Annotated in this window: 26 protein-coding genes and 1 tRNA gene; 15 read left to right on the forward strand and 12 right to left on the reverse strand. The window is 65.5% G+C overall.

The genetic code is table 11. From position 1 onward, the window contains the following. Positions 1-17: 17 nt before the first annotated feature. From CFP68_RS13690 to CFP68_RS13700, 3 genes are read right to left on the reverse strand one after another with little or no spacing between them, the layout of a single operon-like run. Positions 18-296, reverse strand: a complete 279-nt coding sequence (locus tag CFP68_RS13690) for a DUF6522 family protein (RefSeq protein WP_099827496.1) — start codon at positions 294-296, stop codon at positions 18-20. Continuing rightward, on the reverse strand, positions 293-526 hold the full coding sequence (locus CFP68_RS13695; RefSeq protein WP_099827540.1) for a hexameric tyrosine-coordinated heme protein: 234 nt from the start codon (positions 524-526) through the stop codon (positions 293-295). Before CFP68_RS13695 ends, CFP68_RS13690 begins: the two co-directional genes overlap by 4 nt. Positions 527-585: 59 nt before the next feature. Further along, positions 586-1,002, reverse strand: coding sequence for an Rrf2 family transcriptional regulator (locus CFP68_RS13700; protein ID WP_099827497.1), 417 nt, complete (start codon positions 1,000-1,002; stop codon positions 586-588). Between the two features lie 84 nt (positions 1,003-1,086). Between CFP68_RS13700 and CFP68_RS13705 the strand changes: the two genes are divergently transcribed. From CFP68_RS13705 to CFP68_RS13720, 4 genes are all read left to right on the forward strand, one after another. Next, positions 1,087-1,560 (forward strand): group III truncated hemoglobin, encoded by a 474-nt coding sequence (locus tag CFP68_RS13705; protein WP_099827498.1) that lies wholly within the window; start codon positions 1,087-1,089, stop codon positions 1,558-1,560. Further along, positions 1,557-2,030, forward strand: a complete 474-nt coding sequence (locus CFP68_RS13710) for a hemerythrin domain-containing protein (RefSeq protein ID WP_099827499.1) — start codon at positions 1,557-1,559, stop codon at positions 2,028-2,030. Before CFP68_RS13705 ends, CFP68_RS13710 begins: the two co-directional genes overlap by 4 nt. Positions 2,031-2,039: 9 nt before the next feature. Further along, a complete protein-coding gene (locus tag CFP68_RS13715; RefSeq protein ID WP_099827500.1) occupies positions 2,040-2,573 on the forward strand; it encodes a DUF2478 domain-containing protein in 534 nt (177 codons plus the stop codon). Between the two features lie 182 nt (positions 2,574-2,755). Beyond that, positions 2,756-2,831: transfer RNA gene (locus CFP68_RS13720), tRNA-Thr, on the forward strand. Positions 2,832-2,970: 139 nt separating this feature from the next. On the opposite strand, the gene CFP68_RS13725 is transcribed toward CFP68_RS13720, so the two are convergent. Both CFP68_RS13725 and CFP68_RS13730 read right to left on the reverse strand, forming a co-directional pair. After that, complete coding sequence (locus tag CFP68_RS13725) at positions 2,971-4,254, reverse strand: MFS transporter (RefSeq protein WP_099827501.1); 1,284 nt, start codon at positions 4,252-4,254, stop codon at positions 2,971-2,973. Beyond that, the gene (locus tag CFP68_RS13730) at positions 4,251-5,750 is read right to left on the reverse strand and encodes an MFS transporter (RefSeq protein ID WP_206601916.1); all 1,500 of its coding nucleotides are present in this window, start codon (positions 5,748-5,750) and stop codon (positions 4,251-4,253) included. Before CFP68_RS13730 ends, CFP68_RS13725 begins: the two co-directional genes overlap by 4 nt. Before the next feature lie 99 nt (positions 5,751-5,849). Here CFP68_RS13730 and CFP68_RS13735 point away from each other — a divergent pair, with 99 nt between their 5' ends. The 4 genes from CFP68_RS13735 (at position 5,850) to CFP68_RS13750 (ending at position 9,646) form a co-directional block, all read left to right on the forward strand. Further along, complete coding sequence (locus CFP68_RS13735) at positions 5,850-6,110, forward strand: hypothetical protein (RefSeq protein ID WP_099827502.1); 261 nt, start codon at positions 5,850-5,852, stop codon at positions 6,108-6,110. Between the two features lie 52 nt (positions 6,111-6,162). Then, positions 6,163-6,501, forward strand: coding sequence for a hypothetical protein (locus CFP68_RS13740; protein ID WP_099827503.1), 339 nt, complete (start codon positions 6,163-6,165; stop codon positions 6,499-6,501). 149 nt (positions 6,502-6,650) lie between these two features. Further along, positions 6,651-8,327 carry an alpha/beta hydrolase gene (locus CFP68_RS13745; protein WP_099827504.1) on the forward strand — a complete coding sequence of 559 codons (1,677 nt, stop codon included), beginning with the start codon at positions 6,651-6,653 and terminating at the stop codon, positions 8,325-8,327. A gap of 236 nt (positions 8,328-8,563) precedes the next feature. Next, the gene (locus CFP68_RS13750; protein WP_158234177.1) at positions 8,564-9,646 is read left to right on the forward strand and encodes an FUSC family protein; all 1,083 of its coding nucleotides are present in this window, start codon (positions 8,564-8,566) and stop codon (positions 9,644-9,646) included. An 81-nt stretch (positions 9,647-9,727) separates the two neighbouring features. Here CFP68_RS13750 and CFP68_RS13755 read toward each other — a convergent pair whose 3' ends face one another. Continuing rightward, entirely contained in the window at positions 9,728-11,182 is a 1,455-nt protein-coding gene (locus tag CFP68_RS13755) for a catalase (protein ID WP_099827506.1), read from the reverse strand. Positions 11,183-11,561: 379 nt separating this feature from the next. Between CFP68_RS13755 and wrbA the strand changes: the two genes are divergently transcribed. The 6 genes from wrbA (at position 11,562) to arsB (ending at position 16,367) form a co-directional block, all read left to right on the forward strand. Continuing rightward, positions 11,562-12,152: an NAD(P)H:quinone oxidoreductase gene (wrbA, locus tag CFP68_RS13760; protein ID WP_099827507.1), complete on the forward strand. Its 591-nt coding sequence runs from the start codon at positions 11,562-11,564 to the stop codon at positions 12,150-12,152. A gap of 142 nt (positions 12,153-12,294) precedes the next feature. Then, on the forward strand, positions 12,295-13,257 hold the full coding sequence (locus CFP68_RS13765) for a pirin family protein (RefSeq protein ID WP_099827508.1): 963 nt from the start codon (positions 12,295-12,297) through the stop codon (positions 13,255-13,257). Positions 13,258-13,282: 25 nt separating this feature from the next. After that, a complete protein-coding gene (locus CFP68_RS13770) occupies positions 13,283-14,242 on the forward strand; it encodes a ring-cleaving dioxygenase (RefSeq protein WP_099827509.1) in 960 nt (319 codons plus the stop codon). 94 nt (positions 14,243-14,336) lie between these two features. Then, positions 14,337-14,699 carry an MliC family protein gene (locus CFP68_RS13775; RefSeq protein WP_158234178.1) on the forward strand — a complete coding sequence of 121 codons (363 nt, stop codon included), beginning with the start codon at positions 14,337-14,339 and terminating at the stop codon, positions 14,697-14,699. A 184-nt stretch (positions 14,700-14,883) separates the two neighbouring features. Beyond that, a complete protein-coding gene (locus CFP68_RS13780; protein ID WP_099827511.1) occupies positions 14,884-15,252 on the forward strand; it encodes an ArsR/SmtB family transcription factor in 369 nt (122 codons plus the stop codon). Between the two features lie 47 nt (positions 15,253-15,299). Beyond that, entirely contained in the window at positions 15,300-16,367 is a 1,068-nt protein-coding gene (gene arsB / locus CFP68_RS13785) for an ACR3 family arsenite efflux transporter (protein ID WP_099827512.1), read from the forward strand. A gap of 33 nt (positions 16,368-16,400) precedes the next feature. Here arsB and CFP68_RS13790 read toward each other — a convergent pair whose 3' ends face one another. From CFP68_RS13790 to CFP68_RS13800, 3 genes are all read right to left on the reverse strand, one after another. After that, positions 16,401-17,057 carry a DUF924 family protein gene (locus CFP68_RS13790; RefSeq protein WP_099827513.1) on the reverse strand — a complete coding sequence of 219 codons (657 nt, stop codon included), beginning with the start codon at positions 17,055-17,057 and terminating at the stop codon, positions 16,401-16,403. A gap of 106 nt (positions 17,058-17,163) precedes the next feature. Continuing rightward, complete coding sequence (locus CFP68_RS13795; RefSeq protein WP_099827514.1) at positions 17,164-19,080, reverse strand: heavy metal translocating P-type ATPase; 1,917 nt, start codon at positions 19,078-19,080, stop codon at positions 17,164-17,166. Positions 19,081-19,146: 66 nt separating this feature from the next. After that, positions 19,147-19,377 (reverse strand): heavy-metal-associated domain-containing protein, encoded by a 231-nt coding sequence (locus tag CFP68_RS13800; RefSeq protein WP_099827515.1) that lies wholly within the window; start codon positions 19,375-19,377, stop codon positions 19,147-19,149. A 96-nt stretch (positions 19,378-19,473) separates the two neighbouring features. On the opposite strand from CFP68_RS13800, the gene CFP68_RS13805 reads away from it, so the two are divergent. Further along, positions 19,474-20,364 (forward strand): LysR family transcriptional regulator, encoded by an 891-nt coding sequence (locus tag CFP68_RS13805; RefSeq protein WP_099827516.1) that lies wholly within the window; start codon positions 19,474-19,476, stop codon positions 20,362-20,364. Positions 20,365-20,442: 78 nt separating this feature from the next. On the opposite strand, the gene CFP68_RS13810 is transcribed toward CFP68_RS13805, so the two are convergent. Genes CFP68_RS13810 through CFP68_RS13820 form a run of 3 tightly spaced genes read right to left on the reverse strand, consistent with a single transcriptional unit; the run spans position 20,443 to position 23,050 of the window. Next, on the reverse strand, positions 20,443-21,045 hold the full coding sequence (locus tag CFP68_RS13810) for an SDR family oxidoreductase (RefSeq protein ID WP_099827517.1): 603 nt from the start codon (positions 21,043-21,045) through the stop codon (positions 20,443-20,445). A gap of 17 nt (positions 21,046-21,062) precedes the next feature. Then, complete coding sequence (locus tag CFP68_RS13815) at positions 21,063-21,677, reverse strand: glutathione S-transferase family protein (RefSeq protein ID WP_099827518.1); 615 nt, start codon at positions 21,675-21,677, stop codon at positions 21,063-21,065. Then, positions 21,674-23,050, reverse strand: coding sequence for an NAD-dependent succinate-semialdehyde dehydrogenase (locus tag CFP68_RS13820; RefSeq protein WP_099827519.1), 1,377 nt, complete (start codon positions 23,048-23,050; stop codon positions 21,674-21,676). Before CFP68_RS13820 ends, CFP68_RS13815 begins: the two co-directional genes overlap by 4 nt. Positions 23,051-23,171 lie beyond the last annotated feature (121 nt).

Genomic DNA, 23,171 nt, shown 5'->3' on the forward strand with positions numbered 1-23,171 from the left:
GTGCGGGCAGGGCGGTGTCAGCCGGCCCCGCGATCCTGACGGCGGGCCGTGATCGGGAAGGTCGCCCGAGTCATGACTTTGCCGGCGTCGTCGACGATGAAACGACAGGCGCGGTCGCCGTGATGAAAGGTCAGACGCCAACGACCGGCGTCCTCGTCGATGCCGGCTTCGCACCGCGAGGTGATCGCGCCGTCGCGCATCCGGGTCTTGACCTGGTCTTCGGACAGCCCGAACGCCTCGGCCAGCAACGCGGCGTCGACCACGAAATCGTCCGCGTTGCGTTCGATGGCTGTCATGACGTCTCTTTCCAGTAATCGTTGGCGGCGGCCACGGTGGCGAAATGCGTCGCCACGATCTGGCTGGACGCGATCAGCGCGTCGGCGTCCTCGGCATAGACGGGACGCAGACGGTCGCGGACCGCGGCGTCGGGCTGGGTCATCTTCACGGCGACACGGGCCAGTTTCACGGCCAGTTCATAGCCTTCTTCCGGTGTCGCGGTTTTCAGGGTGGGTAGCCAGGTTGTCATGGTCATCCTTCCGGTTCTGGGTTGCGGGACGTGTGCAGATCGACACCGCCGATCATGGTTCAATTTAGCTCAAGCGGGGCAAGCGCGATATCCCCGAGCGTCGAGCGGTCAAGCTCGGCAAGGAACGCGGCTTCGGCGGCGCCCAGCCGCGATTTGAGGCCGCAGCGTCCGTCGATCACGCAGGCGCCGCCGTTCGCGCCCAGGCATTCGACCAAGGGTTGGCCTTCCTCGAGCAGGCGGACGACCGCACCCAGCCGGATCTGGTCGGCCGGGCGCGCCAAGGCCGCGCCGCCACCGCCACCGCGCCGCGTCGTGACCAATCCCGCACGGGAAAGACGCTGCATGATCTTGGCCAGGTGATTGCGCGAGACACCGAATTCATCCGCCAGTTCAGCGGTCGAAAATGCGCGTTCGGGGTCGCTTGCCAGGCGCATAAGCATCCGCAGGCCGTAATCCGTGAACGAGGTGAGACGCATCGGTGCAAGGTCCGTTTGAATGGGTATTTACAATACCTATTAGCAGTCCTAGGCTCGGATGCAAACGGAGAACGCGAAATTTTCATGACCAGCTTCGGCGCATCACCACGGATCGATTCCGTCAGGGCAGAGATCACCGCCGGGATCATGGCCGACACCGGCCTGAACGAAGCGATGTTGCGCGCCCTGGTCGAGCATTTCTATGACGCGGCCCGGCGCGACCCGGTGCTTGGCCCGATCTTCGATGCCCACATCACCGACTGGCCGGCCCATATCGAACGCATGATCGATTTCTGGTCGTCGATCGCGCTGATGACCGGGCGCTATCACGGTCGCGCCATGGCGGCGCATACGCCGCTGGCGCTGGGCCAGGCGCACTTTGACCGCTGGCTTGACCTGTTTCGCACCAGCGCGCGCGAAACCTGCACGCCGGCGGGTGCCGTGCATCTTGTGATGCGCGCCGAACGCGTTGCGCGCTCGCTCCAACTGGCGGTTGTCAGGGCGCGCACCGCCCGTGACGGCGCGCCTTTCACCCGTCTGGAAAGGATGTCGAAGTGACCGAAACCGCCCCGAAACATGATCCCGCCGAACTGACCCGCTATATCGAAAGCCGCTATCACGCGCGCCACCGCGAACAACTGCCGGCCCTGGCCGACATGGCCGAGCGGGTGGAAAGCGTTCATTTCGGTGATGACGATGTGCCCGACGGCCTGTCGTCGGTCCTGCATCGCATGATCGGCGAGATGGAGGTGCACATGAAGAAGGAGGAGCTGATCCTGTTCCCCGCCATCCGCAAGGGCGGTGTGCCGGGGATCGAAAACCCGATCGCCATGATGCGCGCCGATCATGACGATCATGCCACCGGAATTGCCGAAATCCGCCGGCTGACAAACGATCTGACGCTGCCGCAGGGCGCCTGTGGCACGTGGACCGCGCTTTACGCCGGCCTCGAGGAATTCGTGGCCGATCTCGAATCGCATATCGAGCTGGAAAACCAGGTTCTGTTTCCCCAGTTCGAGCAGGAGTAAGGACAGCCCATGGGTATCGCGACCGTGACATCGGCGGAACGCGGGGCGACGGATCGCCTGTTCGACGCCATCGTGACCCGGCTGTCGGCCGAGGGTGTGCGCATTGCGGGCGCCGTGCGCCCCGTCATTCCCGACGTGGCGCCGGGCCATTGCGAGAGCGACCTGCTGTTGCTGCCGGACGGGCCGATCGTGCGGATCACCCAGGATCTTGGTCCGGGCTCGACCGCGTGCCGCATGGATGCCGGCGCCCTTGAACAGGCGGTCGGCCTTGCCACCGCGCGCTTGGCCGAACAGGGCGCCGATCTGGTCGTTCTGAACAAGTTCGGCCTGAGCGAGGCGGAAGGGCGCGGTTTCCGCGGCTTGATCGCCGATGCGCTGGGGCAGGGCGTGCCGGTTCTGATCGGTCTGTCCGACACCCATCGCGCCGCGTTCGAACGCTTCAGCGAAGGACTGTCGCGCGCGCTGCCGCCCGACGAGATGGCGATCGTCGACTGGTTCCGGGCGACGGCGGGGGTCGATGCCGACATGGCCGAAAACGTCTGAGCGCGTTTGGATGGCTGCGCAGCGGGGTGCGGCCTGAACGGCCCGCACGGCGATCACCGAACCGCGCGCATTTCCATCGACACGACACTGGACAACGCCCCCGCGCGCGTTTAAGTGACGCCCGTGCGCCGCTCACGTCCACAAACGCGGCGCCTCGATGGCGGCAACCCTGTCCACCGAGAGCCCCTATAGCTCAGCTGGTAGAGCAACTGATTTGTAATCAGTAGGTCCGCGGTTCGAGTCCGTGTGGGGGCACCATGATTGCTTCAGATCCTTCGCAGGAAACCTGGGCGATATCGGCTCTTCCGCTTGCCCTTTCGCAACACGCAGTGTCTTGGGATGCGCTTGAATGCGGCGGCGATCGGGCGGCGTTTTGCGTTGCCGGGATGGCGGCCTTCTATGGGGTGATCTCGTCGAGGCCCCTTGTGACGATGATCGACGCCAGGGCCATCGCGGCGAAGATCGTCAGCGTCACATGCGGGCCGGCCAGCGAGGCCAAAGCGCCGAACAGCCCGGATCCCAACAGGAGCAGGCCGATCACCGTGTTCGATACCGCCGTATAAGCTGCGCGGTTGTCCTTCGGCGCCATGTCCACCAGATAGATCACGCGCCCCTGCCGCACCCCGTGATAGGCGATCATCAGCACGAACAGCACCAGCGGCAGGGCCCAGATCGTGCCGGAAAGGCCGATCAGGTCCATCGCCACCGCCGATACCAGCGCCAGAGCCCCGGCAAGGGCGGATACGATCAGCACCCGGCGGCTGGATCTGTCGGCCAACCGGCCCCAGATCCACGAACTCAGCAGCGATGCGATGGACGAGGCCAGAACCAGCGCGCCGAGGCGGTCGAACCCGCCTTGCCCGGCCTGCGAGCCGAGCAGCACGATGTAGGGCGGCGCAAGGGCGGTCGAGGTCAACAGGCCGCGCGCATAGATGAAGCGGCGCAGTTGCGGATCACGCCGCAAAAGGGCCAGCTGCGCGAAGGCGGGCGTCTCGCCGGCACCCGGCGCGGCCTCTTCCCACAGGGTCGAGAAAAGCAGACCCGCGCCCAGCCACAGAAGCGCCGCCAGCGCGATCGCCACCAGGACCAGCGTTGTCCTGTCGATCAGCCCCGACATCAGGAGCAGCGCGAAGATGACGACCGCGGCGGCGCCCAGCGATGTGGCCGTGCCGGTGGCCGCGCCACGCCGCGACTGGCCCACCGTCTTGCCCAGAACATCGCTGTAGCTGACCGAACAGACCGAGCGCGACACCGCAAGCACCGCCAGCAGGCCACAGATGACGGCGCCCGCCGCGGTCCCGGTCAGCGTCAGCGCGGCCAGCACGATGCCCGCGGCGGCGGCGCCCTGTCCGATGCTGCCGCCGACCCATGCCCATTTGCGCCGATCCATCGCCTGCACATGGGCGGCGGTGAACAATTGCGGCAGCAGCGCGCCCGCCTCGCGGATCGGCACCAGCAGGCCGACGAAGAAGGCCGACGCGCCCAAGTGGTCCAGCAGCCACGACAGCACCAGTTTCGGGTCGATCAGCCCGTCGGCGATCTTGCTCATCGAGAGGGATCCGGCGTGGCGCAGGAAATTGCCCGGCTCATGGGTCGCTTGGGCGTCGGACAGATCGCCGGGGGTGTCGGTGTCGTCCACCAGCGCCTCGAACAAGGTCTGTTCGAAATCCGGTTTGCTCATCGTGTTTTCCTATCGGGCCTGGCTTTGTCTGGCGTTGCTTGCTGTTTCCTGTCGCGCAGGTCCTTCAGCGCCACAAGCAGCGCCAGAACCACCACGAAGGCGATCAGGCCGAGCCCCACAACCATCGCGGTCCCCCAGGACGAGACGGCCAGCGTGGCAAACACTGCCGCCGTGATCACCGCAATGCCGACCGCCGTGCCGATCCTTTGCCCGGTCTGCATGATCGCCCCCGAACTGCCGGCATAATCCAGTGGCACGTTGGCCAGTGTCAGCGTCTGGTTCGGGCTGATGACCGTGCCCTGCGCCACCCCGATCAGGGACAGCGACGCCATCAGCCACCAGATGCTCAGATGGCCCGCCTCGAACAAAAAGACGACAAGGATGCTCAGCCCGAGGCCGAAAAGCGCGATGATCAGGCCGGCCACCACCAGCTTGCGCCCAAGATAGGCGACCCGGCTGCCGGCCCAATGGGCGGCATAGGCCGACAGCAGGGCCGCCGGAATCCCGAACGACGCCGACTGCAGCGCCGTCTTGCCGTCGCCTTCCTGGACATAGAGCGCAACCAGAACCCAGACACTGGTCACCCCCATGAAATACAGCGCCATGATGGTGATGCCGTTGGTATAGCTCTGGGTCGAGAAGATCTTGAGATCGACCATCGGGCTCAGCCCCAGCCGGACATAGCGTTGCTCCCACCTGACCCAGAGCCAGGCCAGAACGAAGCCCGCGGGCAGCAGCAGCCACAGCGCGGCGCCGCCACGCCCTTCCATGAAGGGAAAGAGGACCGCAAGAACCGCAAGCCCCAGAAGCACCGCGCCCACCGGGTCGAGCGAGCGCAGCCCGCTGCCCGTGCGCGGCAATCGTATGATCAGGGGCCGCGGGAACCACCACAGCCCCAGCGCGATGGCAAGCACGCCAAAGGGCACGTTGACCAGGAACGTCAGGCGCCAGCCGATATCCGGCCCGCCCAACTGGATCAGCAGGCCGCCCAGAACCGGGCCGACAGCGACCGATAGACCGACCGTGGTGCCGAAATATCCAAAGGCACGCCCGCGGGCGTCGCCGCGGAAATAATGCTGGATCATGCCCAGCCCTTGGGGGTTCAGCAGGCCCGAGCCGACCCCCTGTACGAAACGGGCGGCATTCAGCCATTCGGCGTTCGGCGCCATTCCCGCCGCGACCGAGGCGAGGGTGAAGATCGCCACGCCGATCAGGAACAGCCCGCCGCGCCCCATGATGTCGCCCGCGCGCCCCGCCGCCACCAGAACGACGCCGAAGGTCAGCGCATAGCCCGACAGCACCCATTGCAGATCCGCCTCGGACGCATCCAGCCCCAGTCTGATCGAGGGCAGCGCCACGTTCACGATGCTGACGCTGACGAGTGTCATGAAGATGGTGATCAACAGCACCGAAAGGATGCGCCATCTTACCGGGTCCGTCGTCGGGTGGGCATCGGCCTGCGCCGACGTGTTCGTATCTGCCTTTGACGAAGCCAAATCCAGGACCTTCCGTTTACCCGTCCGGTTCACTGCTCTAGCCTGTGCGCCGATTTATTGCTAGCCGGTTGCACCAGGATGGCATTATCGGAAGACGTCATGAAATACCTCTGTGGCCTGGCAACGGCACTGATTGCTCTCGTCGTCGGCGCGGCGGCCCTGAACTGGTCGGCCAGGCCCGACAACGCGCCCCTCAGCCTGGATCCGTCCGAAGCGCTGCAGACCTATCTGTTTTCCGTCTCGTGGGTCGCCGGCGGCTGGGGCATGGTGATCGGGGTGGTGGTGCTGGTGGTTTATGTGTCTCTTTTCTACGCGCTGGGCGCCCGGACGTATAAGCGTTTGGCGCACCGCACCCCCTGACACGGGTGCGGCGCCCTCAACACTCCTTTTCCCCAGCACAGGACGTTCGACAATGATGCATCCGCTGACGTTTCCCCGACCGCGAGATGACGAACGCTGGGCCTGGGGTCTGTCAGGCCCTGAACCGGTCGAGGTCTGGGAGAGGTTCTCCCCGGCCTACGAGGCCCAGTTGGAACGGCTGACATCGATCCTGATCGATATGGGGTTCAGCCCCACGATCGGCGGGGCGGGATCGGAGGATGGCGAATACGTGCGCGCCGAACACGACGACAGCGATCGCATCGTCTTTTTCTACCATCTGGAAGATCCCGCCGATGCAAATGTCCTGGCCGCACTGAACGATGACGACGCGCTGCGCGATTGGATCCAGGAAGGATGGATCGGTGGCTGACGGCCGGCCGCATCGATCCTGAGCCCGCGGACGATCGGTTCCGCGGGCGCCCGATCCGCACCGGCAGGACCGGGTCACAGGGACAGGCGAGACGGCCATGGGCCCGTATCCTTGCTTGACCTGCGGTCTGGTTTTCACAAGACAAAAGGATGCGTGTCCTGCACCGAACCGGTTTGTATGTCCTTCCCCTGTGCCTGGGACTCTTGTCTCTGGCGGCGTCGCTGACGCCGTCGCTGATCCCGCGTGACTGGCTGGTTCAGGGGGTGCTGGGCGGCACGGTCATGGCTTTGGGCTACCTGATCGGGCGGCTGTTCGTCGCCTTCTGGCGGCTGCTGGATCTGCCCGAACCCACCGGGCGGGCGGTTGTGGGGGCGCGGTTGGTCGGGGGCATTCCGACGCTGCTGATTCTTGCCTGGTGCCTGTTTTCGGCGCGCGACTGGCAGAACGGCATCCGCGTGCGGATGGGCATGGACCTGCTCGAAAGCTCGAACACGATTCGGATGCTGGCCTTGGCCTTTGTGGTATTCGCCGCGCTGGTTCTGCTGGGTTACGCGCTGCAATGGCTGTTCGATCGGGTGCGCTTTCGCCTCTATCGGTTCATGCCGATGCGCACGGCGAACCTTGCCGGCTTCCTTGTCACCGCGCTGGCGCTGATCTTCCTGGCCCGCGACGGCGTGATGAACCAGGTGATCATCGCGCTGGACGATTCCGTGACGCTGGCACAACGGCTTTTTGCCGACGCACCGCCGCCGCCGGATGTTCGCGACCTGACGGGGGGCGCGGCATCGCTGGTGGATTGGGGTGCGTTGGGCCAGCCGGGGCGCGATTACGTTCTGACGGGGCCCGATGCCGAGGCCATCGCCGCCTTCAGCGGCCGCGCCGCCATGACGCCGATCCGCGTCTATGTCGGTCGCGCCCAGGCCGATACCGCTCAACAGCGGGCCGACATCGCCCTGGCCGAACTGATCCGCCAGGGCGGGTTCGAGCGTGAGGTGCTGATCGTCGCCATGCCCACCGGCACAGGCTGGATGGATCCGGGCGCGATGGACCCGGTCGAATACATGCATGGCGGCGATATCGCCACCGTCGCGGTCCAGTATTCCTATCTGCAATCGCCGCTGGCGCTGATCCTCGAGACGCGCTCGGGGCTGGATCAGGCGGAGAGGCTGATCAGCACCGTTCATCGCCACTGGCGCACCCTGCCCGAAGAGACGCGACCGCGGCTCTACATTCACGGGCTCAGCCTGGGCGCCTGGTCGTCGATGCATGGCACGGATCTGTTCGTGCTGCTGGACGATCCGATCGACGGTGCGTTCTGGGTCGGGCCGCCGTTTCCATCGCTCAGGTGGCAGAATGTCGTCGCATCGCGCAACCCCGACAGCCCCTATGTGGCGCCGGTCCTCGGGGACGGCCGGCTGGTGCGGTTCGCGTCCCATTACAAGGACGCGGGCGGCCCGGACGGCTGGGGCGACATGCGCATCGTCTATCTGCAATATGCAAGCGATCCGATCGTGTTCTTCACCACCAGCGCGGCCTTTCGCGCACCGCAGTGGATGAAGGAGCCGCGCGCGCCGGATGTCTCGCCGCAGATGCGCTTTGTTCCGGTGGTCACGCAGTTGCAGCTTGTCGTCGACATGCTGTTGGCAAACACCGCACCCGAAGGGCACGGCCACGCCTATCACGCGCGCGACTATATCAAGCCCTGGATCGCGGTGACCGCGCCCCGGGACTGGACGGCGCAGGATACCGGGCGCCTGATCGCGCTGTGCGACAACGGGTTCCTGCAAGGCTGTGACGCGGCGCGCGCCGCCGGCAAACGGCCCTGACGGGCGGCCCGTCGCCGGGCGCGATCAGTTACAACGGGGGCAGGGGCCCCGACCCCTGACAGGCGCACGACACGAAGCCACTGGCGCCGGCCGGCACATTCCCGTTGATCCCGGCGCGCGGGCACCGCATCATCACGGCCATGATGATGTCCGCACCCGGAACTACGATCGATCAGGGTCAAAGGGGCGAAGCCGCCGCAATCTGAGGGGTGCCGATGGACAGTCTGAGTTGGCAGATGAGACATGCGTTGCGCATGGTCGTTTCCGGTTCGGGCGCCTATCTGCTGGTCTTTTCGCTGGGCCTTCAGGTTGATTTCTCGGCCGTCATCACCGCCATCTTCGTCACCCAGAGCAACGTCGGCGGGTCGTATCGGGTGGCGGTCGAACAGTTCTTCGCCTCGATTGCCGGTGCGCTCTGCGGCACCGGGGCGGCCGCGCTGATCATGCCGCAGGATCCGGTGACGACCGCCATCGCGCTGGTCATCGCGCTGACGCCCCTGGCCATGCTTGGCGCGCGGTCGCCGGGGTTCCGGGTGGCGCCGATCAGCGCGGTGATCATCCTGTTGCAAGCGCCGGAATTCGAGATCGATACGCTTACGCTGGCGCTCGACCGGGTGGTGGGGGTTGCACTGGGGTGTGGCGCGGGGGTGGCGGTGTCGCTGACGGTGTTTCCCGCCCGCGCGCTTGCGGCCGCGGTGGAAACCGCGGCGGCCGTCACCGGTCTGCTGGCGCGGCAGATGCAGATCCTCTCAAAGGACCAGCCCGCGCCCCGCGGCGCCCACGGCGCGCTTGCGGCGCAGGTGCGCGAGAACCTCGTGCGGCTTGGCGAATTGGTGGAAGAGGCCGAACGCGAGCGGCGCGGTCGATCCACGCGCTATGCGGGCGCGCCGCGCCTGCTGCGCACCTTGCGCCGGTTGCGCCATGATACGGACATGCTGCGCCGGGCGGGTCGTGACATCAGCCGCGACGCGCTGCCGGCCAGCATCGATGCGCCGTGGTGCAAGGCCGCCCACAGCGCCGCCGAAACCCTGCTGGGTGTCAGCCGCCTTCTTGCCGGCGAAGACGTCGCCGAGGATTTCGACACCCTCGGGCCGGCCGTGCGCGTCTATCTTGCCGCCCTTGAGGAGATCCACAAGAGCGGAGAGGCGGCGACGCTGCCGCCCGCCACCCTGCGGCGCATGTTCGGGATCGGGTTCACGCTGGATCAGCTGCGCCTGGATGTCGGTGACATGATCGAGATCGCGCGCGACGTGCCCAAGCCACGGCCCGGCGTGGTCGCCGCCGTGACCGGCTGGCGGTCTGCACGCGGCCGGGCATGATGCCGTGCCATGGCGCGCAAAAGGCCCCGCGGGATTGTTCCCGCGGGGCCTGATGTTTCCGTGTCGGGCAATGGGTGGCGCTCAGCCTTCCCTGACGCCCTTTTCGACCCGCTCGCCCAGCGTCTTGTCGACGTTGCGCCAGTATTCGAAGGCGCGTGTCAGCACCTTTTCGGACACGCCATCCTTGAGATGGCCGACGATGTTGCTGACCAGCCGGTCGCGGGCCGCGTCATCCATCACGTCGCGCACCAGGGTGCCGGCCTGTCCCCAGTCGTCGTCATCCTTCCGCAGGGTATAGGCGCGGCGCACCATGTCGCCGTCGGCATACCACAGACCCGCATCGTCGGTGCGCGACGGATCCGCCGCCGGCCCGCCATAGGAGTTGGGCGCATAGACCGGATCAGAGACATTCTGAACCCGCATCGCCCCGTCCTTGCTATAGCTGTGAACCGGCGATTTGGGCCGGTTTACCGGGATCTGCTTGTAATTCGCACCCAGCCGCGCGCGGTGTGCGTCGGAATAGGAAAAACCGCGCCCCAGCAGCATCTTGTCGGGGCTGAGGCCGATACCCCGCACCACGTTGCTGGGCTCGAATGCCGCCTGTTCGATCTCGGTGTGGAAATCGGTCGGGTTGCGGTCCAGCGTCAGCTTGCCGACCTCGATCAGCGGATAATCGGCATGGGGCCAGACCTTGGTCAGATCGAAGGGATTGAAGCGATAGGTCCGCGCATCCTCGAACGGCATGATCTGCATCTTCAGGGTCCAGCTGGGATGATTCCCGTCGCGGATCGAATTGAACAGGTCACGGCGGTGATAGTCGGCATCGGCGCCGGCCAGGCGGTCGGCCTCGTCCTGGGTCAGGAATTCGATGCCCTGGTCGGTCTTGAAGTGGTACTTGACCCAGAACTTCTCGCCCTCGGCGTTGACCCACATGTAGGTGTGGCTGGAAAAGCCATCCATGTGCCGCCAGGTTTTCGGAATGCCGCGATCACCCATCAACCAGGTCACCTGGTGCGCCGATTCCGGCGAGAGCGTCCAGAAATCCCACTGCATGTCGTGATCGCGCAGACCACTGTCGGCGCGGCGTTTCTGGGACCGGATGAAATGCTGGAATTTCATCGGGTCGCGCAGAAAGAAGATCGGTGTGTTGTTGCCGACCATGTCATAGTTGCCCTCGGTGGTATAGAACTTCAGCGAAAAGCCACGGGGGTCGCGCCAGGTGTCCGGGCTGCCCTGTTCGCCAGCGACGGTCGAGAACCGGATCAACGTTTCGGTTTTCGTGCCCGGCTGGAACAAGGCCGCGCTGGTGTATTTGCTGACGTCATGGGTGACTTGGAAATGTCCGAACGCGCCGCCGCCCTTGGCGTGGGGCTGGCGTTCGGGGATGCGTTCGCGGTTGAACTGCGCCATCTGCTCGATCAGGTAGTGATCGTGCAACACGATCGGGCCGTCCGCACCGACGGTCAGCGAATGTTCATCACTCGCCACGGGAATCCCCGCATCGGTCGTGGTCGGCTTCTTGGCGTCGTCGGCCATGGTAATCTCTCCTTGCGCTGCTTGGGGCCTTCGGAACCCCGACCGGAAGGTCGGGGCGCCGCGATCCCGTGTTGGCTGTCGTGATCCTGCCGCAATCGGGCACCACTGCCAATAGCGGGTTTGTCGGCAGGCGGGACCGCGACGACGGTCCGCCGGCTGGACCGGATCGAACGGTGGCTATGGGATACTGTTGCACCTTATGCAATGGTGAATGCGATATTATGGCCCTATCCGGCAACAAATCGGTGGCCTATATCAAGAGGACGAGACGCCGATCACCGCCGGGCCGGATCGACCGACGGCCACGCCATCGGACATTATGGAACACCTGGCCGCGCGCCGGCATTAACCCACGACCCTTCTTGCACGGAGAACAATAATGTCTGTCAAACTCGCCATCATCTACTATTCCAGCTACGGCACCAACCATCAGATGGCCTCGATCGCTGCCGAGGCGGCCAAGGCCACCGGCGCCGAGGTGCGGCTGCTGAAGGCCCCCGAAACGGCACCTGCCGAGGTTGTCGCCGGTGTCGACGCATGGAAGGCACAGGCCGAGCGCATGGCCGACATCCCCGAGGCGACGGTTGAAGACATGGAATGGGCGAACGCCTATCTTCTTTCCGCACCGACCCGGTTCGGCGTCGTGGCCAGCCAGATGCGTGCGTTCATCGACACGCTGGGCGGTATCTGGGGCAAGGGCGGTTTGGCGAACAAGCCGGTGTCGGCGATGACCTCGGCCCAGAACACCCACGGGGGCCAGGAAACCACGCTGCTGTCGCTTTATACGACCGTCATGCACTGGGGCGGTTTCGTCGTGGCACCGGGCTATACCGACGAGGTGATCTTCAAGACCGGCGGCAACCCCTATGGCTACAGCCACACGGCGGGCGAGGATTTCTCGGACGACGCGAAAACCGCCATCGGCCACCAGGTGCGCCGCCTTGTCGAAATCGCGGGCAAGCTGGCCTGACCTTCGGCCTTCTTCGCCACATCGCTTCCGTGGAAGCGACCGGACCGGTCCGGAGCTGTTGACCGGTTCAGGGATGGCACATGGGCCGGGCCGTTTTCACAACGGCCCGGACTGAACCCTGCGATGCGAAAGGACCCCCGAGATGAGCTATGCGCCTTGCCCCGATCCCGTTCTGGGGGACGCCGACAGCGTCAATTCCATCGAAACCCTGATCGTGCCTCGCGCGGTCGATCTGGGCGGGATGGAGGTGCGCCGGGCGCTGCCGTCGACCAAGCGACAGATGGTCGGCCCGTTCATCTTCTTCGACCAGATGGGACCGGCGGAATTCCTGACGGACCAGGGCATCGACGTGCGGCCGCATCCGCACATCAACCTCGCCACGCTGACCTATCTGTTCGAGGGCGAGATCCTGCACCGCGATTCCCTCGGCACTGAACAGACGATCCGGCCGGGCGCCGTGAACTGGATGAAGGCGGGGCGCGGCATCGTCCATTCCGAACGCACATCGCAACAGCGCCGCCAGGACGGCCAGCGGCTGTTCGGGTTGCAGACCTGGGTGGCCCTGCCCGAAGCCGACGAGGAAACCGCGCCCGATTTCATTCACTATGGCGCGGACGTCCTGCCGATGCTCGACAGTGACGGGATCAGGGCGCGCATCCTTGCGGGCGCGGCGTTCGGTCAGAAAAGCAGCCTGAAGACGGCGTCGGAAACCCTTTACGCCGATCTCGAGGTGCAGGCAGGCAAAAGCGTGCCGATCGATGCCACCCATGAAGAACGTGCGCTTTACACGATCTCGGGCGAGATCGAGATCGCGGGCGACCGGTTCGGCAAGGGTCAGCTTCTGGTGCTGCGGCCCGGCGATGCGATCACGGTCAGGGCCAGCACGCCGGCGCGATTCATGCTGTTCGGCGGCGCGCCGATGGGCGGGCCGCGCTATATCTGGTGGAACTTCGTGTCGTCGCGCCCCGAACGCATCGAGGCGGCGAAACAGGAATGGGCCCACGGCCGGTTCGACACCGTGCCGGGGGACGAGGCCGACTTCATCCCGCTGCCCGAAAGCATCGGCAAACCGCGCCGCGCCTTCGGCGGTGTCCGCTACCCCTGAGACCGAGCCAGCAAAGGATACTTCCATGACACAGACGATTCCCGGCCTGCATCACGTCACCGTCGTTTCCGGCCCACCTCAGCAGAACGTCGACTTCTACGTTGGAACCCTGTTGCAACGGTTGGTGAAGAAGACGGTGAACTTCGACGATCCCGGCACCTATCACCTGTATTACGGCAACGACCGTGCCGAACCCGGCAGCATCCTGACGTTCTTTCCCTTCGTCGATGCAGGGCCGGGGCGGGCGGGGCCGGGCATGGCAAGTGCCGTGGCCTATGCGGTGCCGAACGGCGGGCTGGACGCGTGGGTTGCGGCCTTGGCCGAGGCCGGCGTTGACCATGAAGGACCGTTCACGCGCTTCGGCGAACAGATGATCGCGCTCAGCGATCCCGACGGCCTGCGGATCGAACTGATCGAAACCGATCGCGGCACGGCGGGTACGGCCGGCGGTGATGCGCCCACCGATGGCGGGTTCCATTCGGTTACCCTGTGGCTTCGCAACCCGGACCGTACCGCGCGCCTGTTGACCGATGTTTTCGGCTACGCCAGCGCGGGGCAGGCCTCGGAGGGTGGCGAGACGCGCTATCGTTTTGTCGCCGACGGGCAGGGGCGCGGTTCGGTCATCGACCTGATGACGTCGGATGTGACCGCTGCGGGCCGACCGGGTGCGGGCACGATCCACCATGTCGCCTTTCGCGCCGAAACCGACGATGTGCAGATGGGCTGGCAGGAGACGCTGCGCGCTCAGGGGTTTGACGTGACGCCCCAGATCGACCGGCAGTATTTCAATGCGATCTATTTCCGCGAGCCCGGCGGCGTGCTGTTCGAAATCGCCACCGATCCACCCGGCTTTGCCACGGACGAGCCGATGGAGAAGCTGGGGCAGGCGCTGAAGCTGCCGGAACAGCACGAGCGGTTGCGCGATCAGATCGAACGCATCCTGCCGCCCGTCACCGTTCCGCAACGGGGGCGCGGTGGGCGATGATCGCCGCACTGCAACATTCCAGATGCTCCCGCAATCCATCCTGACACGCCCGGGGATCGAAACCCGGCCAAACACCACCAAAGGAGAACATACCATGCGTATCAGCCTGTTGACACTCGCCAGCCTGGCAATCGCCGGCACTGCCTCGGCCGACGTATCGCTGTCCATCCCGCTTGAACTTGGCACGATCGGCAGCGTCCACGCCCAGAGCTATACCTGCGGCGAAGCCGAGCCTTTCACCGTGCAATACATCAATACCGACGCGAACACCCTGGCGATCGTCCCGGTCGACGGCGAAGACCGCGTCTTCGTCAACGTCGTGTCGGGGTCCGGTGCGCGCTATGTGTCGGGTGCCCACGTCTGGTGGAGCAAGGGCGACACTGCCACGCTGGAAAACACGATGGACGAAAAAGACGTCGCGGATTGCCAGGCGCAGGGCGACACCACGGTCCAGTGATGTGAGGGGCAGGGAGGATCCGCGTATCCGCCCCTGCACCAACGTGATCCCCTGTGGCATTGCCGGCTTCGGCGGCCACAGGGGCTTTGACGGGTGGGCACGGCCCGCACAAAGCCCCAGCCTTTGCTATCCCGCTGACCAAACCGTCTTGACGTTTGTTCAAGACTTCCATAATTCGCGATATATGGATAAGAATCACGCCCTCGACGCCTTCAATGCCCTTGGCCAATCCACGCGGCTTGACGTGTTCCGCCTGTTGATCACGGCGGGGGCGGCGGGTCTGTCGGCGGGCCGGATCAGCGATACCTTGGGCGTGCGCCAGAACACCATGTCGGCCAATCTTGCCATCCTGGCCCGCTCCGGCCTGATCCGCAGCGAACGCGAGGGGCGCAGCATCCGCTATTTCGCCGACATGGACGGCATGCGCGGCCTGCTTGCCTTCCTGATGGAGGATTGCTGTGGCGGATGCCCCGACCTTTGCCAGCCGGTCATCGATGAGATCGCGTGTGCTGCCCTCCAGGCGACAGCGGATGACGTGACGCCCAACCGATGATCCCGCCCGCCCTGTCATCACACCTTCCCACAACCTGAAAGCCCGTCATGACCGATACATCTCTCCGCGCCGCCGCCGGCCTTGGAACGTTCGAGCGTTGGCTGTCCGTCTGGGTGGGGCTGGCCATCGGTGCCGGGCTGCTTCTGGGAAACCTCTTTCCGGCGGCCTTCTCCTTTCTTGCGGCGCTTGAGGTGGCATCGGTCAACCTGCCGGTCGCGGTGCTGATCTGGGCCATGGTCTATCCGATGATGGTCGGCGTGGATTTCGGCGCGCTCGCCCGTGTGGGCGAGACGCCGAAGGGCCTGATCGTGACCTTGGTGGTGAACTGGCTGATCAAGCCCTTCACCATGGCGGCCCTCGGCGTGCTGTTCTTCAACCACGTTTTCGCCGGCCTGATTCCGCCGGATGATGCCCAGGCTTACCTTGCCGGGGTGATCCTGCTGGGGGCCGCGCCCTGCACCGCGATGGTATTCGTCTGGTCGAACCTGACCCGGGGCGATGCCACCTATACGCTGGTGCAGGTCAGCGTGAACGACGTGATCATGGTCTTCGCCTTCGCGCCCATCGTCGCCTTCCTGTTGGGGGTGACGGATATCACGGTGCCCTGGGACACGCTGCTTTTGTCGGTGGGGCTTTATGTCATGCTGCCGCTTCTGGCCGGCTATGTGACGCGCCGCAATCTTGTCGGCCGGGGGGGCGAGGCGGCGGTGGATGCCTTCAAGGCCCGGATTCAGCCGTTCTCGATCCTCGGGCTGCTGGTCACGGTGGTGCTGCTGTTCGGCTTCCAGGGCGAGGTCATTCTTGATCGCCCGCTGGTCATCGCCATGATCGCGGTGCCGCTGTTGATCCAGTCCTATGGCATCTTCCTGGTCGCCTATGGCGTTGCGCGGGCCTGGCGCATTCCGTTCAACATCGCCGCGCCCTGTGCGCTGATCGGGACGTCGAATTTCTTTGAACTGGCGGTGGCCGTCGCGATCAGCCTGTTTGGGCTTGGCTCGGGCGCGGCGCTGGCCACTGTGGTCGGCGTGCTGGTCGAGGTGCCCGTTATGCTGTCGCTTGTCGCCTTCGCCAACCGCACCAAGCATTGGTTCCCGCCCGCAGGGGGCACCGCATGACCACTTGGCCGTGCCGACAAGGGCTGCCGTGACCTAATCGGTCTCCCCGCGGAACGCCTGCCTGTGCGGGAACTGACCATCGGCGATGTAAGCCTGTTCGGCAGCGGTCGAGGCGCGGTTCAGGATGGCGTTGCGATGGGGATGGCGGCCGAAGGCGGCAACCACCTTGCGCACCTTGCGGGCCTGATCGGCCAGCGACCCATAGATCGGGCGCAAATGATGCGGCGCCGCGGCGGCGATGCCCTCGCGCAGGTCGATCAGCATGTCGACGCGTTGAAGATGGTCGGGCCCTTCGCAATGGCCGAGCGGAAGGCCAAAGACGATCCGGAACCACGGCGTTTCCAGGTCCTGATACTGCCCGTTCGAGATCCCCGCGAGGGTCAGCGCCAAGGCATGGGGATCCTGCGCGAAGGCGCGGACGTCATCGCGCCAGACCGAGCGCGAGAACTGGTCGAGCACGATGATCAGCGCCAGCCGTCCCTGCGGATCCCGCGCCCAGTGATCCAGATCGCCGCGCGCCGCCTGTCCGGTCAGATCGCTGAAGCGCGCGATGATTGCGTCATCGGCGCCCCCCTGCATGCGCCAGCGCCAATGGGTGCGGTGCGTCTGGGCGTCGATGGTCAGATCGGCCCCCTCGGGAAACCAGAAATCGAGAACATCGTCCCATTCCTCATGAAGCCTGGCACGCATTTCATCCCCTCCATCCGTGGTCTCGCGACAGGGCGAACCATACCCTTGAACGTATCAAACCCGCGCCGGCAGGGCGCGGGTTTTTCGGCGTTTGCGTCGGTCGCCCCTATGCCGCGACGCGTTCGGCGGCCCGGGCGGCACGGGCCCTTACGGCTTTGGGCACGCGCAGCAGGCGCATGGCGTTGAGGATCACGATCAGCACCGAAAGCTGGTGCACCAGCATCCCGCCGGCCATGTGGATCGTGCCGGTATAGACACCGAACAACAGCCCGACGACGGTCAGCACCGAGATCACCAGGTTCTGGCGCATGTTGCTGATCGTGGCACGCGAGATCTCCATGGCCTCGGCGATCTTGCCGAGATCGTCGGTCATCAGCGCGATATCCGCCGTCTCGATGGCGATGTCGCTGCCCGACGCCCCCATGGCGATGCTGATATCCGCCGCCGCCAGGGCCGGGGCATCGTTGATGCCGTCGCCCACCATCGCCACGCGCAGACCTTCGGCACGCATGGCGCGGATGCGCTCCAGCTTGTCGTCGGGCATCATCGCGGCATGCACCTCGTCGACGCCGACGGCGCGCGCGATCGCCTCGGCTGCCGGGCGCTGGTCGCCGGTCAGCATGACCACGCGACTGACCCCCAGGGCATGCAGCCGGTCGATCATCGGCCGGGCGCTGGCGCGCGGCATGTCGGCCAGGCCCAGCAGGCCCACCACCGTGCCGTTGCGCGCCACGATCACCACCGTGTGGCCCAGCCCGTGGAGACGGGCGATGCCGTCCTTTGCCTCGGCGTTGAAGTCGATCTCCAAGTGGTCGAACAGGCGGTGGCTGCCGACGGCGATGTCGTGACCGTCATGACGGGCGATCAGACCCATGCCGGCGATCTCCTCCAACGACGCGGCGGTGGGCAACGGGCCCTGCTTGCGTGCGGCCTCGATGATCGGGCGGCCCAGCGGGTGGGTCGAACCCGTTTCGGCGATGCCCGCCCAGAGCAGCACGTCATCCTTGCTCTGACCCGACAGCGCCACGACTTCGGCCAGACGCGGCTGGCCTTCGGTCAGCGTGCCGGTCTTGTCCAGCGCCAGTGTGTCGATCCGCCCGGCGTTCTCAAGATGTTCGCCGCCCTTGATCAGGATGCCGGCGCGGGCCGCTCGTCCGATACCCGCGACGACCGACACCGGCGTCGAGATGACCAGCGCACCGGGGCAACTGACCACCAGCAACGTCAGCGCCAGTTCGACGTTGCGCGTGACGAGATAGCTGACGATGGCCAGGACGAACACGGCGGGTGTATACCAGCGCCCGAAGCTTTCGATCATCCGCTGGGCCGGGGCCTTGGCCTCTTGCGCCTCTTCGACGCGGCTGATGATGCGGGCCAGCGTGGTGTCGGCGCCGACACCGGTTGCACGCAGATGCAACAGGCCGTTTTCGGCCAGCGTTCCGGCGAACACCTTTGATCCGGGGGCCTTTTCGGCGGGGATCGGCTCGCCCGTGATCGACGCTTCGTTGACGGCGGCCGTTCCCTCGGTGACCTCACCATCGACCGGCAGGCGTTGTCCGGCGCGCACCAGAACGGTTTCGCCCAGTGCGACCTCGTGGGCGGCGACCTCGATGGTTTCGCCGCCGCGCACCACGGTTGCCGTGACGGGGGCGGCATCGATCAATGCCTTCAGCGCACCGCGCGTCCGGCTCATCGTGCGGGTTTCCAACCAGGCGCCCAGCATGAACAGGAAGGTGACGGCGGCGGATTCCCAATGGTTGTCGATGAACAACGCACCGATCGCCGCGACGATCACCAGCAATTCGATGCTGAGCTGGCGGATGCGCAGTGCGCCCCAGGCCCGCAAGGCAATGTCATAGCCGGCAAGAACGGCGGCAATGGTCATCAGCGGCGCCCAGGGGGCGGCCAACCCGAAACCATACCAGGCGACAAGGGCCGCGGTGATGAACAGCCCGCTGGCGATGGTCAGCCATTTGCGCCGCTCGGCGGGCTGTCTGTAGATCGTCGTGAGGGCGGATAACATGCGCACTCTCCTTTCAGGACAGAACCCACCGCCTTGGGGGCGGTGGGCAAGGGGGGGGCAGCGAGGTCAGAAGGCCGAGGGTCGGGCGGTATAACCTGTCCTGGCAATCGCCTGCACCAGCGCATCCACACTGGTCTGTGCCGGATCGTGTTCGACCTCGATCCGCCCGCTGGCGAATTTGACCTCGGCCTTTTCCACCCCGGCAAGTGCGCGCAGCGCACCTTCGATCTTGGGCACGCAGGACGGGCAGGAGAGTTCATCGCTGCGCAGAAGGGTGCGGGTTTTGGTGTTGGTCATGGCGTGGTCCTTTCGTGGAATGATCGTTGCCTCTGACCTCCATATGGCTCCACACTCAGCGCACAGGGAGTGGCGATAAGGGAAAGGTGGCTTTGCATGAATGCACAGCTTGCGAATTGGGACGATCTGCGGGTGTTCCTGGCCGTCGCCCGGGCCGGAAGCCTTTCGGGGGCGGCACGCCGCCTTGGGGTCAACCATTCCACGGTCTTCCGGCGAATCGCGGGTCTGGAGGAGACGCTGGACGTGCGGTTGTTCGAGCGTCTGCCGAACGGCTATGCGCTGACCCCGGCGGGCGAGGAAACCCTTGGCATCGTGGAGTCCATCGAAGATGGCGTGGCCACGCTGAACCGCACGGTGACCGGAAAGGATCTGCGCCTGAGCGGGTCGGTGCGCATCACCGCGGTCGACATGCTTGCGTTCTGGCTATTGCCCGATCACCTTGCGCGGTTCCGCGCGGCCTATCCGAGGATCGAGATCAGTCTGGCCGTCGGCAACGAGACGCTGGATCTGTCGCGGCGCGAGACCGATATCGCGCTGCGGATCGGCAACACGCCGCCCGAAACGCTGGTGGGGCGCCGGGTCGGCCAGTTGCGGTTTGCGGTATATGGCGCCCCCGACTATTGCGCCGCGCATCCCGACACCGAACTGGCGGCGCATACCTGGATCGGGCTGGATGGCGGCCATGCCCCGCTGACCCGACGATTTGCGCAATTCCTGCCGGGGGTTCGGCCGGCCATCCGATCGAACTCGGTGGCTTGCACGGTGCGACTGGCCAAGGCGGGTCTCGGCCTTGCCGCCTTGCCCTGCGCGATTGCCGAACGCAAACCCGACCTGATCCGCGTGGCGGACCTGCCGGACAGTTTCGCACTGGACCTGTGGCTGCTGACCCATGAGGATCTGCGTCACACCGCCCGGATCCGCGCGGTGCTGGATTTTCTGGCGCCCGCGCTTGGCACGGCCCTGATGTCAGATCCCGATGGGGTGTGACGGGAGCGGCGACAACCGTGCCGCAGGCTTGCCGCCAGACGGCGGGGGCCGGCGCGTGATACGCCAACCCGCCCGCCCTTACGCGGACTGCATGTTGAGCGCCTTGCCATCGAATTTCCCGGTCGTGGCGGCGGTGGCAAGAACCTGCGCCACGTCGGCGCGGCTGGCCTTGGCGGACGTGTCGACATCGTCCCCCAGGATCACATCGTCGCTGCGCCCGTCATCCGTCAGGGCCACGGGCCGCAGGATGGCATAGGTCAGGCCCGACGCCTTCAGATGTTCGTCCGCGTCGTGCTTGGCCTTGAGGTAATGCGCCATATCGCCCGAGGGATCCGACTGGTCCGCCCCGATCGAGCTGAGCATGACGAAACGTTCGACCCCGGCATCCCGGGCCAGATCGACCAGCCGCATCGCGCCCTGACGATCGACCTTCTCGGTCATCTCGGGGCCGGTCGATCCGCCCGACCCGGCGGCGAAGACGACCACGTCCGCGCCGTCACACACGCCCGGTTGCAGATCGGTCAGATCGGCGCGGCGCAGCTTCGTGTCGGCGGGCAGAACGCTGGTGTCCGAACTGTCACGCACCAGTGCCGTCACGGTGTGGCCCTGATCGCGAAGCGCGTGGGCCAGGATGCGGCCGGTTTGGCCGGTGGCACCGGCGATGAGGATGTTCTTGCTCATGTCATTTCCTTTTCATGTCAGGCGGGCGGCGCCATGGGGCCCGCGTCGCGCAGCGCGGCGATATAGCCGGGCTGCCCTTGCAACGCGTCCCAATAGGCCGCGACCGTGGGATGATCGGCAAGCAGATCGAACCGCGCCAGAAGCGCCACGATATAGGACAGCTGTATGTCCGCCAGCATCGCACGCTCGCCAAACAGAAGCGGACCATCGCCGATTTCCTGCGTCAGGTAATCAAGGTGGGTGTTCAGCGCGGCGCGCGCCGCTTGCGGCACGGGTTTGTCTGCAAAGGCGGGCAGGATGGCTTGCAACGCCACCTCGGCCAGCGATGCCTCGACGTAATCCAACAACGCTTCGTGGCGCCAATAGGCGGACGTGCCCCGGGGCGGTGCATGGCTTTCGTCGCCGTACTTCGCCGCCAGATATCGCAGGATCGTCGCCGATTCGGCGATCATCTCGCCGTCATCCTCGATTACCGGGGATTTGCCCAAGGGGTGCACCCGCTTCAGCGCGTCGGGCGCGCGAAAGCTGTCGGTGCGGTCATAGTCGATCCGGTTGCAGGGCTGGCCAAGGTCGGCCAGCAGCCACAAGACGCGGCTCGCGCGCGAGAATTTCAGTGCGTGCAGCGTGATCATGGCAGGAAGATCGATTTGGCGTTGGTGAATTCCTTCATGCCGAAACCACCGTGTTCGCGGCCGTAACCGGAATCCTTCACGCCACCGAAGGGCATGTTCGGATCCGCCGCGCCGAAGTTGTTGATCCGCACCATGCCGGTGTCGAAATGATCGCGGGCAAGCTTTAGCGCGCGTTCCTCATCGCGGCTGAAGATGCCGCCGCCCAGGCCATACCGGCTGTCGTTGGCGATGCGCATGGCGTCTTCGTCGTCCTTGGCACGGATCACCGCGGCGACCGGGCCGAAGATTTCATCGTCATAGGCAGGCATGCCGGGCGTCACATTGGCCAGAACGGTGGCGGGGTAATAGGCGCCGGTGCGCTCGGGCACGTCGCCCCCGCACAGAACCTTGGCGCCCTTGGCCACGCTCTGTTCCACCTGTTCCTTCACCGTGCTGAATTGGTCTTCGCTGGACAGCGGTCCAAGCTGGGTGTTCTCGTCCGTGGGGTCGCCCAGGGTGATCGCCTTCATCTGATCGACAAATGCGGACACGAAGGCGTCATAGACCTTGTCCGTCACCACAAAACGCTTGGCCGAAACGCAGGTTTCGCCGTTGTTGTAGAGCCGACCCATGACCGAGAATTTCACTGCGGTTTCGATGTCGGCGTCTTCCAGCACCAGGTAGGCATCGTTCGAACCCAGCTCGAGCACGGTCTTCTTCAACGCCTTGCTCGCCACGCTTCCGATATGGCGCCCGGCGGTGTCGCTGCCCGTCATGGTGACGCCGCGCACAAGGGGATGTTCGATGATCTCGTCGCTGGTGTCGTGGTCGATCAGGATCACCTGGAACAGGTCTTCCGGCAACCCGGCCTCGATGCACAATTCGCGCAGCCGCAAGCCCGAGCCGGTGCAGATGCTGGCATGTTTCAACACACAGGCGTTGCCTGCCATCAGGTTCGCCGCCAGCACGCGCACCGGCTGATACAGCGGAAAGTTCCACGGCTGGATCGAATAGATAACACCGATCGGCTGGTGGGTGACGACGCCGCGCGCGCCGTCCGTGCCATGGGTGCGTTCCTCATCGGCCAGAACGTCCGGGCCGTGCTGGGCGGTATATTCGAAGATCGCGGCGCAGATCTCGACCTCGGTCTTGCCGTCCTTGATCAGTTTGCCGGTCTCGCGCGTCATCAGCGCGGCCAGTTCATCGGAATGGTCGCGCAGCACCTTTGCGATCCGGTTCAGATAGGGCGCGCGGTCGGCATGGGATTTGGTGCGCCAGTCAAGGAACGACGCGTGGGCGGCTTCGACTTTCTGGACGACGTCGTCCTTGCTCATCAGCGTGTAGGTTTCGATTTTCTCGCCGGTTGCGGGGTTTGTTGTCGTGAACGTCGACATGGATTCTCCTTCAAGCGTTGTCCGGTCAACACGCGCAGCGCATTCCGGTTCCTGCGCCGCGCGCCGCAGACCGCCGGATCACCGAGACTTTATCGCCCCACGTCCGCGCCGATCGCATCTT

The sequence above is a fragment of the Oceaniglobus indicus genome (genome assembly GCF_002751875.1).
Classification (GTDB): Bacteria; Pseudomonadota; Alphaproteobacteria; order Rhodobacterales; family Rhodobacteraceae; genus Oceaniglobus; species Oceaniglobus indicus.

Excerpts from the sequence above, each read along its gene's own strand:
- arsB (WP_099827512.1), top strand. The coding sequence starts at position 15,300 with ATGACCGATACATCTCTCCGCGCCGCCGCCGGCCTTGGAACGTTCGAG.
- CFP68_RS13815 (WP_099827518.1), bottom strand. The coding sequence starts at position 21,677 with ATGATCACGCTGCACGCACTGAAATTCTCGCGCGCGAGCCGCGTCTTG.
- CFP68_RS13770 (WP_099827509.1), top strand. The coding sequence starts at position 13,283 with ATGACACAGACGATTCCCGGCCTGCATCACGTCACCGTCGTTTCCGGC.
- CFP68_RS13705 (WP_099827498.1), top strand. The coding sequence starts at position 1,087 with ATGACCAGCTTCGGCGCATCACCACGGATCGATTCCGTCAGGGCAGAG.
- CFP68_RS13800 (WP_099827515.1), bottom strand. The coding sequence starts at position 19,377 with ATGACCAACACCAAAACCCGCACCCTTCTGCGCAGCGATGAACTCTCC.
- CFP68_RS13750 (WP_158234177.1), top strand. The coding sequence starts at position 8,564 with ATGAGACATGCGTTGCGCATGGTCGTTTCCGGTTCGGGCGCCTATCTG.
- CFP68_RS13755 (WP_099827506.1), bottom strand. The coding sequence starts at position 11,182 with ATGGCCGACGACGCCAAGAAGCCGACCACGACCGATGCGGGGATTCCC.
- CFP68_RS13700 (WP_099827497.1), bottom strand. The coding sequence starts at position 1,002 with ATGCGTCTCACCTCGTTCACGGATTACGGCCTGCGGATGCTTATGCGC.
- CFP68_RS13725 (WP_099827501.1), bottom strand. The coding sequence starts at position 4,254 with ATGAGCAAACCGGATTTCGAACAGACCTTGTTCGAGGCGCTGGTGGAC.
- CFP68_RS13740 (WP_099827503.1), top strand. The coding sequence starts at position 6,163 with ATGATGCATCCGCTGACGTTTCCCCGACCGCGAGATGACGAACGCTGG.
- CFP68_RS13695 (WP_099827540.1), bottom strand. The coding sequence starts at position 526 with ATGACAACCTGGCTACCCACCCTGAAAACCGCGACACCGGAAGAAGGC.
- CFP68_RS13715 (WP_099827500.1), top strand. The coding sequence starts at position 2,040 with ATGGGTATCGCGACCGTGACATCGGCGGAACGCGGGGCGACGGATCGC.
- CFP68_RS13795 (WP_099827514.1), bottom strand. The coding sequence starts at position 19,080 with ATGTTATCCGCCCTCACGACGATCTACAGACAGCCCGCCGAGCGGCGC.
- CFP68_RS13790 (WP_099827513.1), bottom strand. The coding sequence starts at position 17,057 with ATGCGTGCCAGGCTTCATGAGGAATGGGACGATGTTCTCGATTTCTGG.
- CFP68_RS13810 (WP_099827517.1), bottom strand. The coding sequence starts at position 21,045 with ATGAGCAAGAACATCCTCATCGCCGGTGCCACCGGCCAAACCGGCCGC.
- wrbA (WP_099827507.1), top strand. The coding sequence starts at position 11,562 with ATGTCTGTCAAACTCGCCATCATCTACTATTCCAGCTACGGCACCAAC.
- CFP68_RS13765 (WP_099827508.1), top strand. The coding sequence starts at position 12,295 with ATGAGCTATGCGCCTTGCCCCGATCCCGTTCTGGGGGACGCCGACAGC.
- CFP68_RS13775 (WP_158234178.1), top strand. The coding sequence starts at position 14,337 with ATGCGTATCAGCCTGTTGACACTCGCCAGCCTGGCAATCGCCGGCACT.
- CFP68_RS13805 (WP_099827516.1), top strand. The coding sequence starts at position 19,474 with ATGAATGCACAGCTTGCGAATTGGGACGATCTGCGGGTGTTCCTGGCC.
- CFP68_RS13745 (WP_099827504.1), top strand. The coding sequence starts at position 6,651 with ATGCGTGTCCTGCACCGAACCGGTTTGTATGTCCTTCCCCTGTGCCTG.
- CFP68_RS13735 (WP_099827502.1), top strand. The coding sequence starts at position 5,850 with ATGAAATACCTCTGTGGCCTGGCAACGGCACTGATTGCTCTCGTCGTC.
- CFP68_RS13820 (WP_099827519.1), bottom strand. The coding sequence starts at position 23,050 with ATGTCGACGTTCACGACAACAAACCCCGCAACCGGCGAGAAAATCGAA.
- CFP68_RS13780 (WP_099827511.1), top strand. The coding sequence starts at position 14,884 with ATGGATAAGAATCACGCCCTCGACGCCTTCAATGCCCTTGGCCAATCC.
- CFP68_RS13690 (WP_099827496.1), bottom strand. The coding sequence starts at position 296 with ATGACAGCCATCGAACGCAACGCGGACGATTTCGTGGTCGACGCCGCG.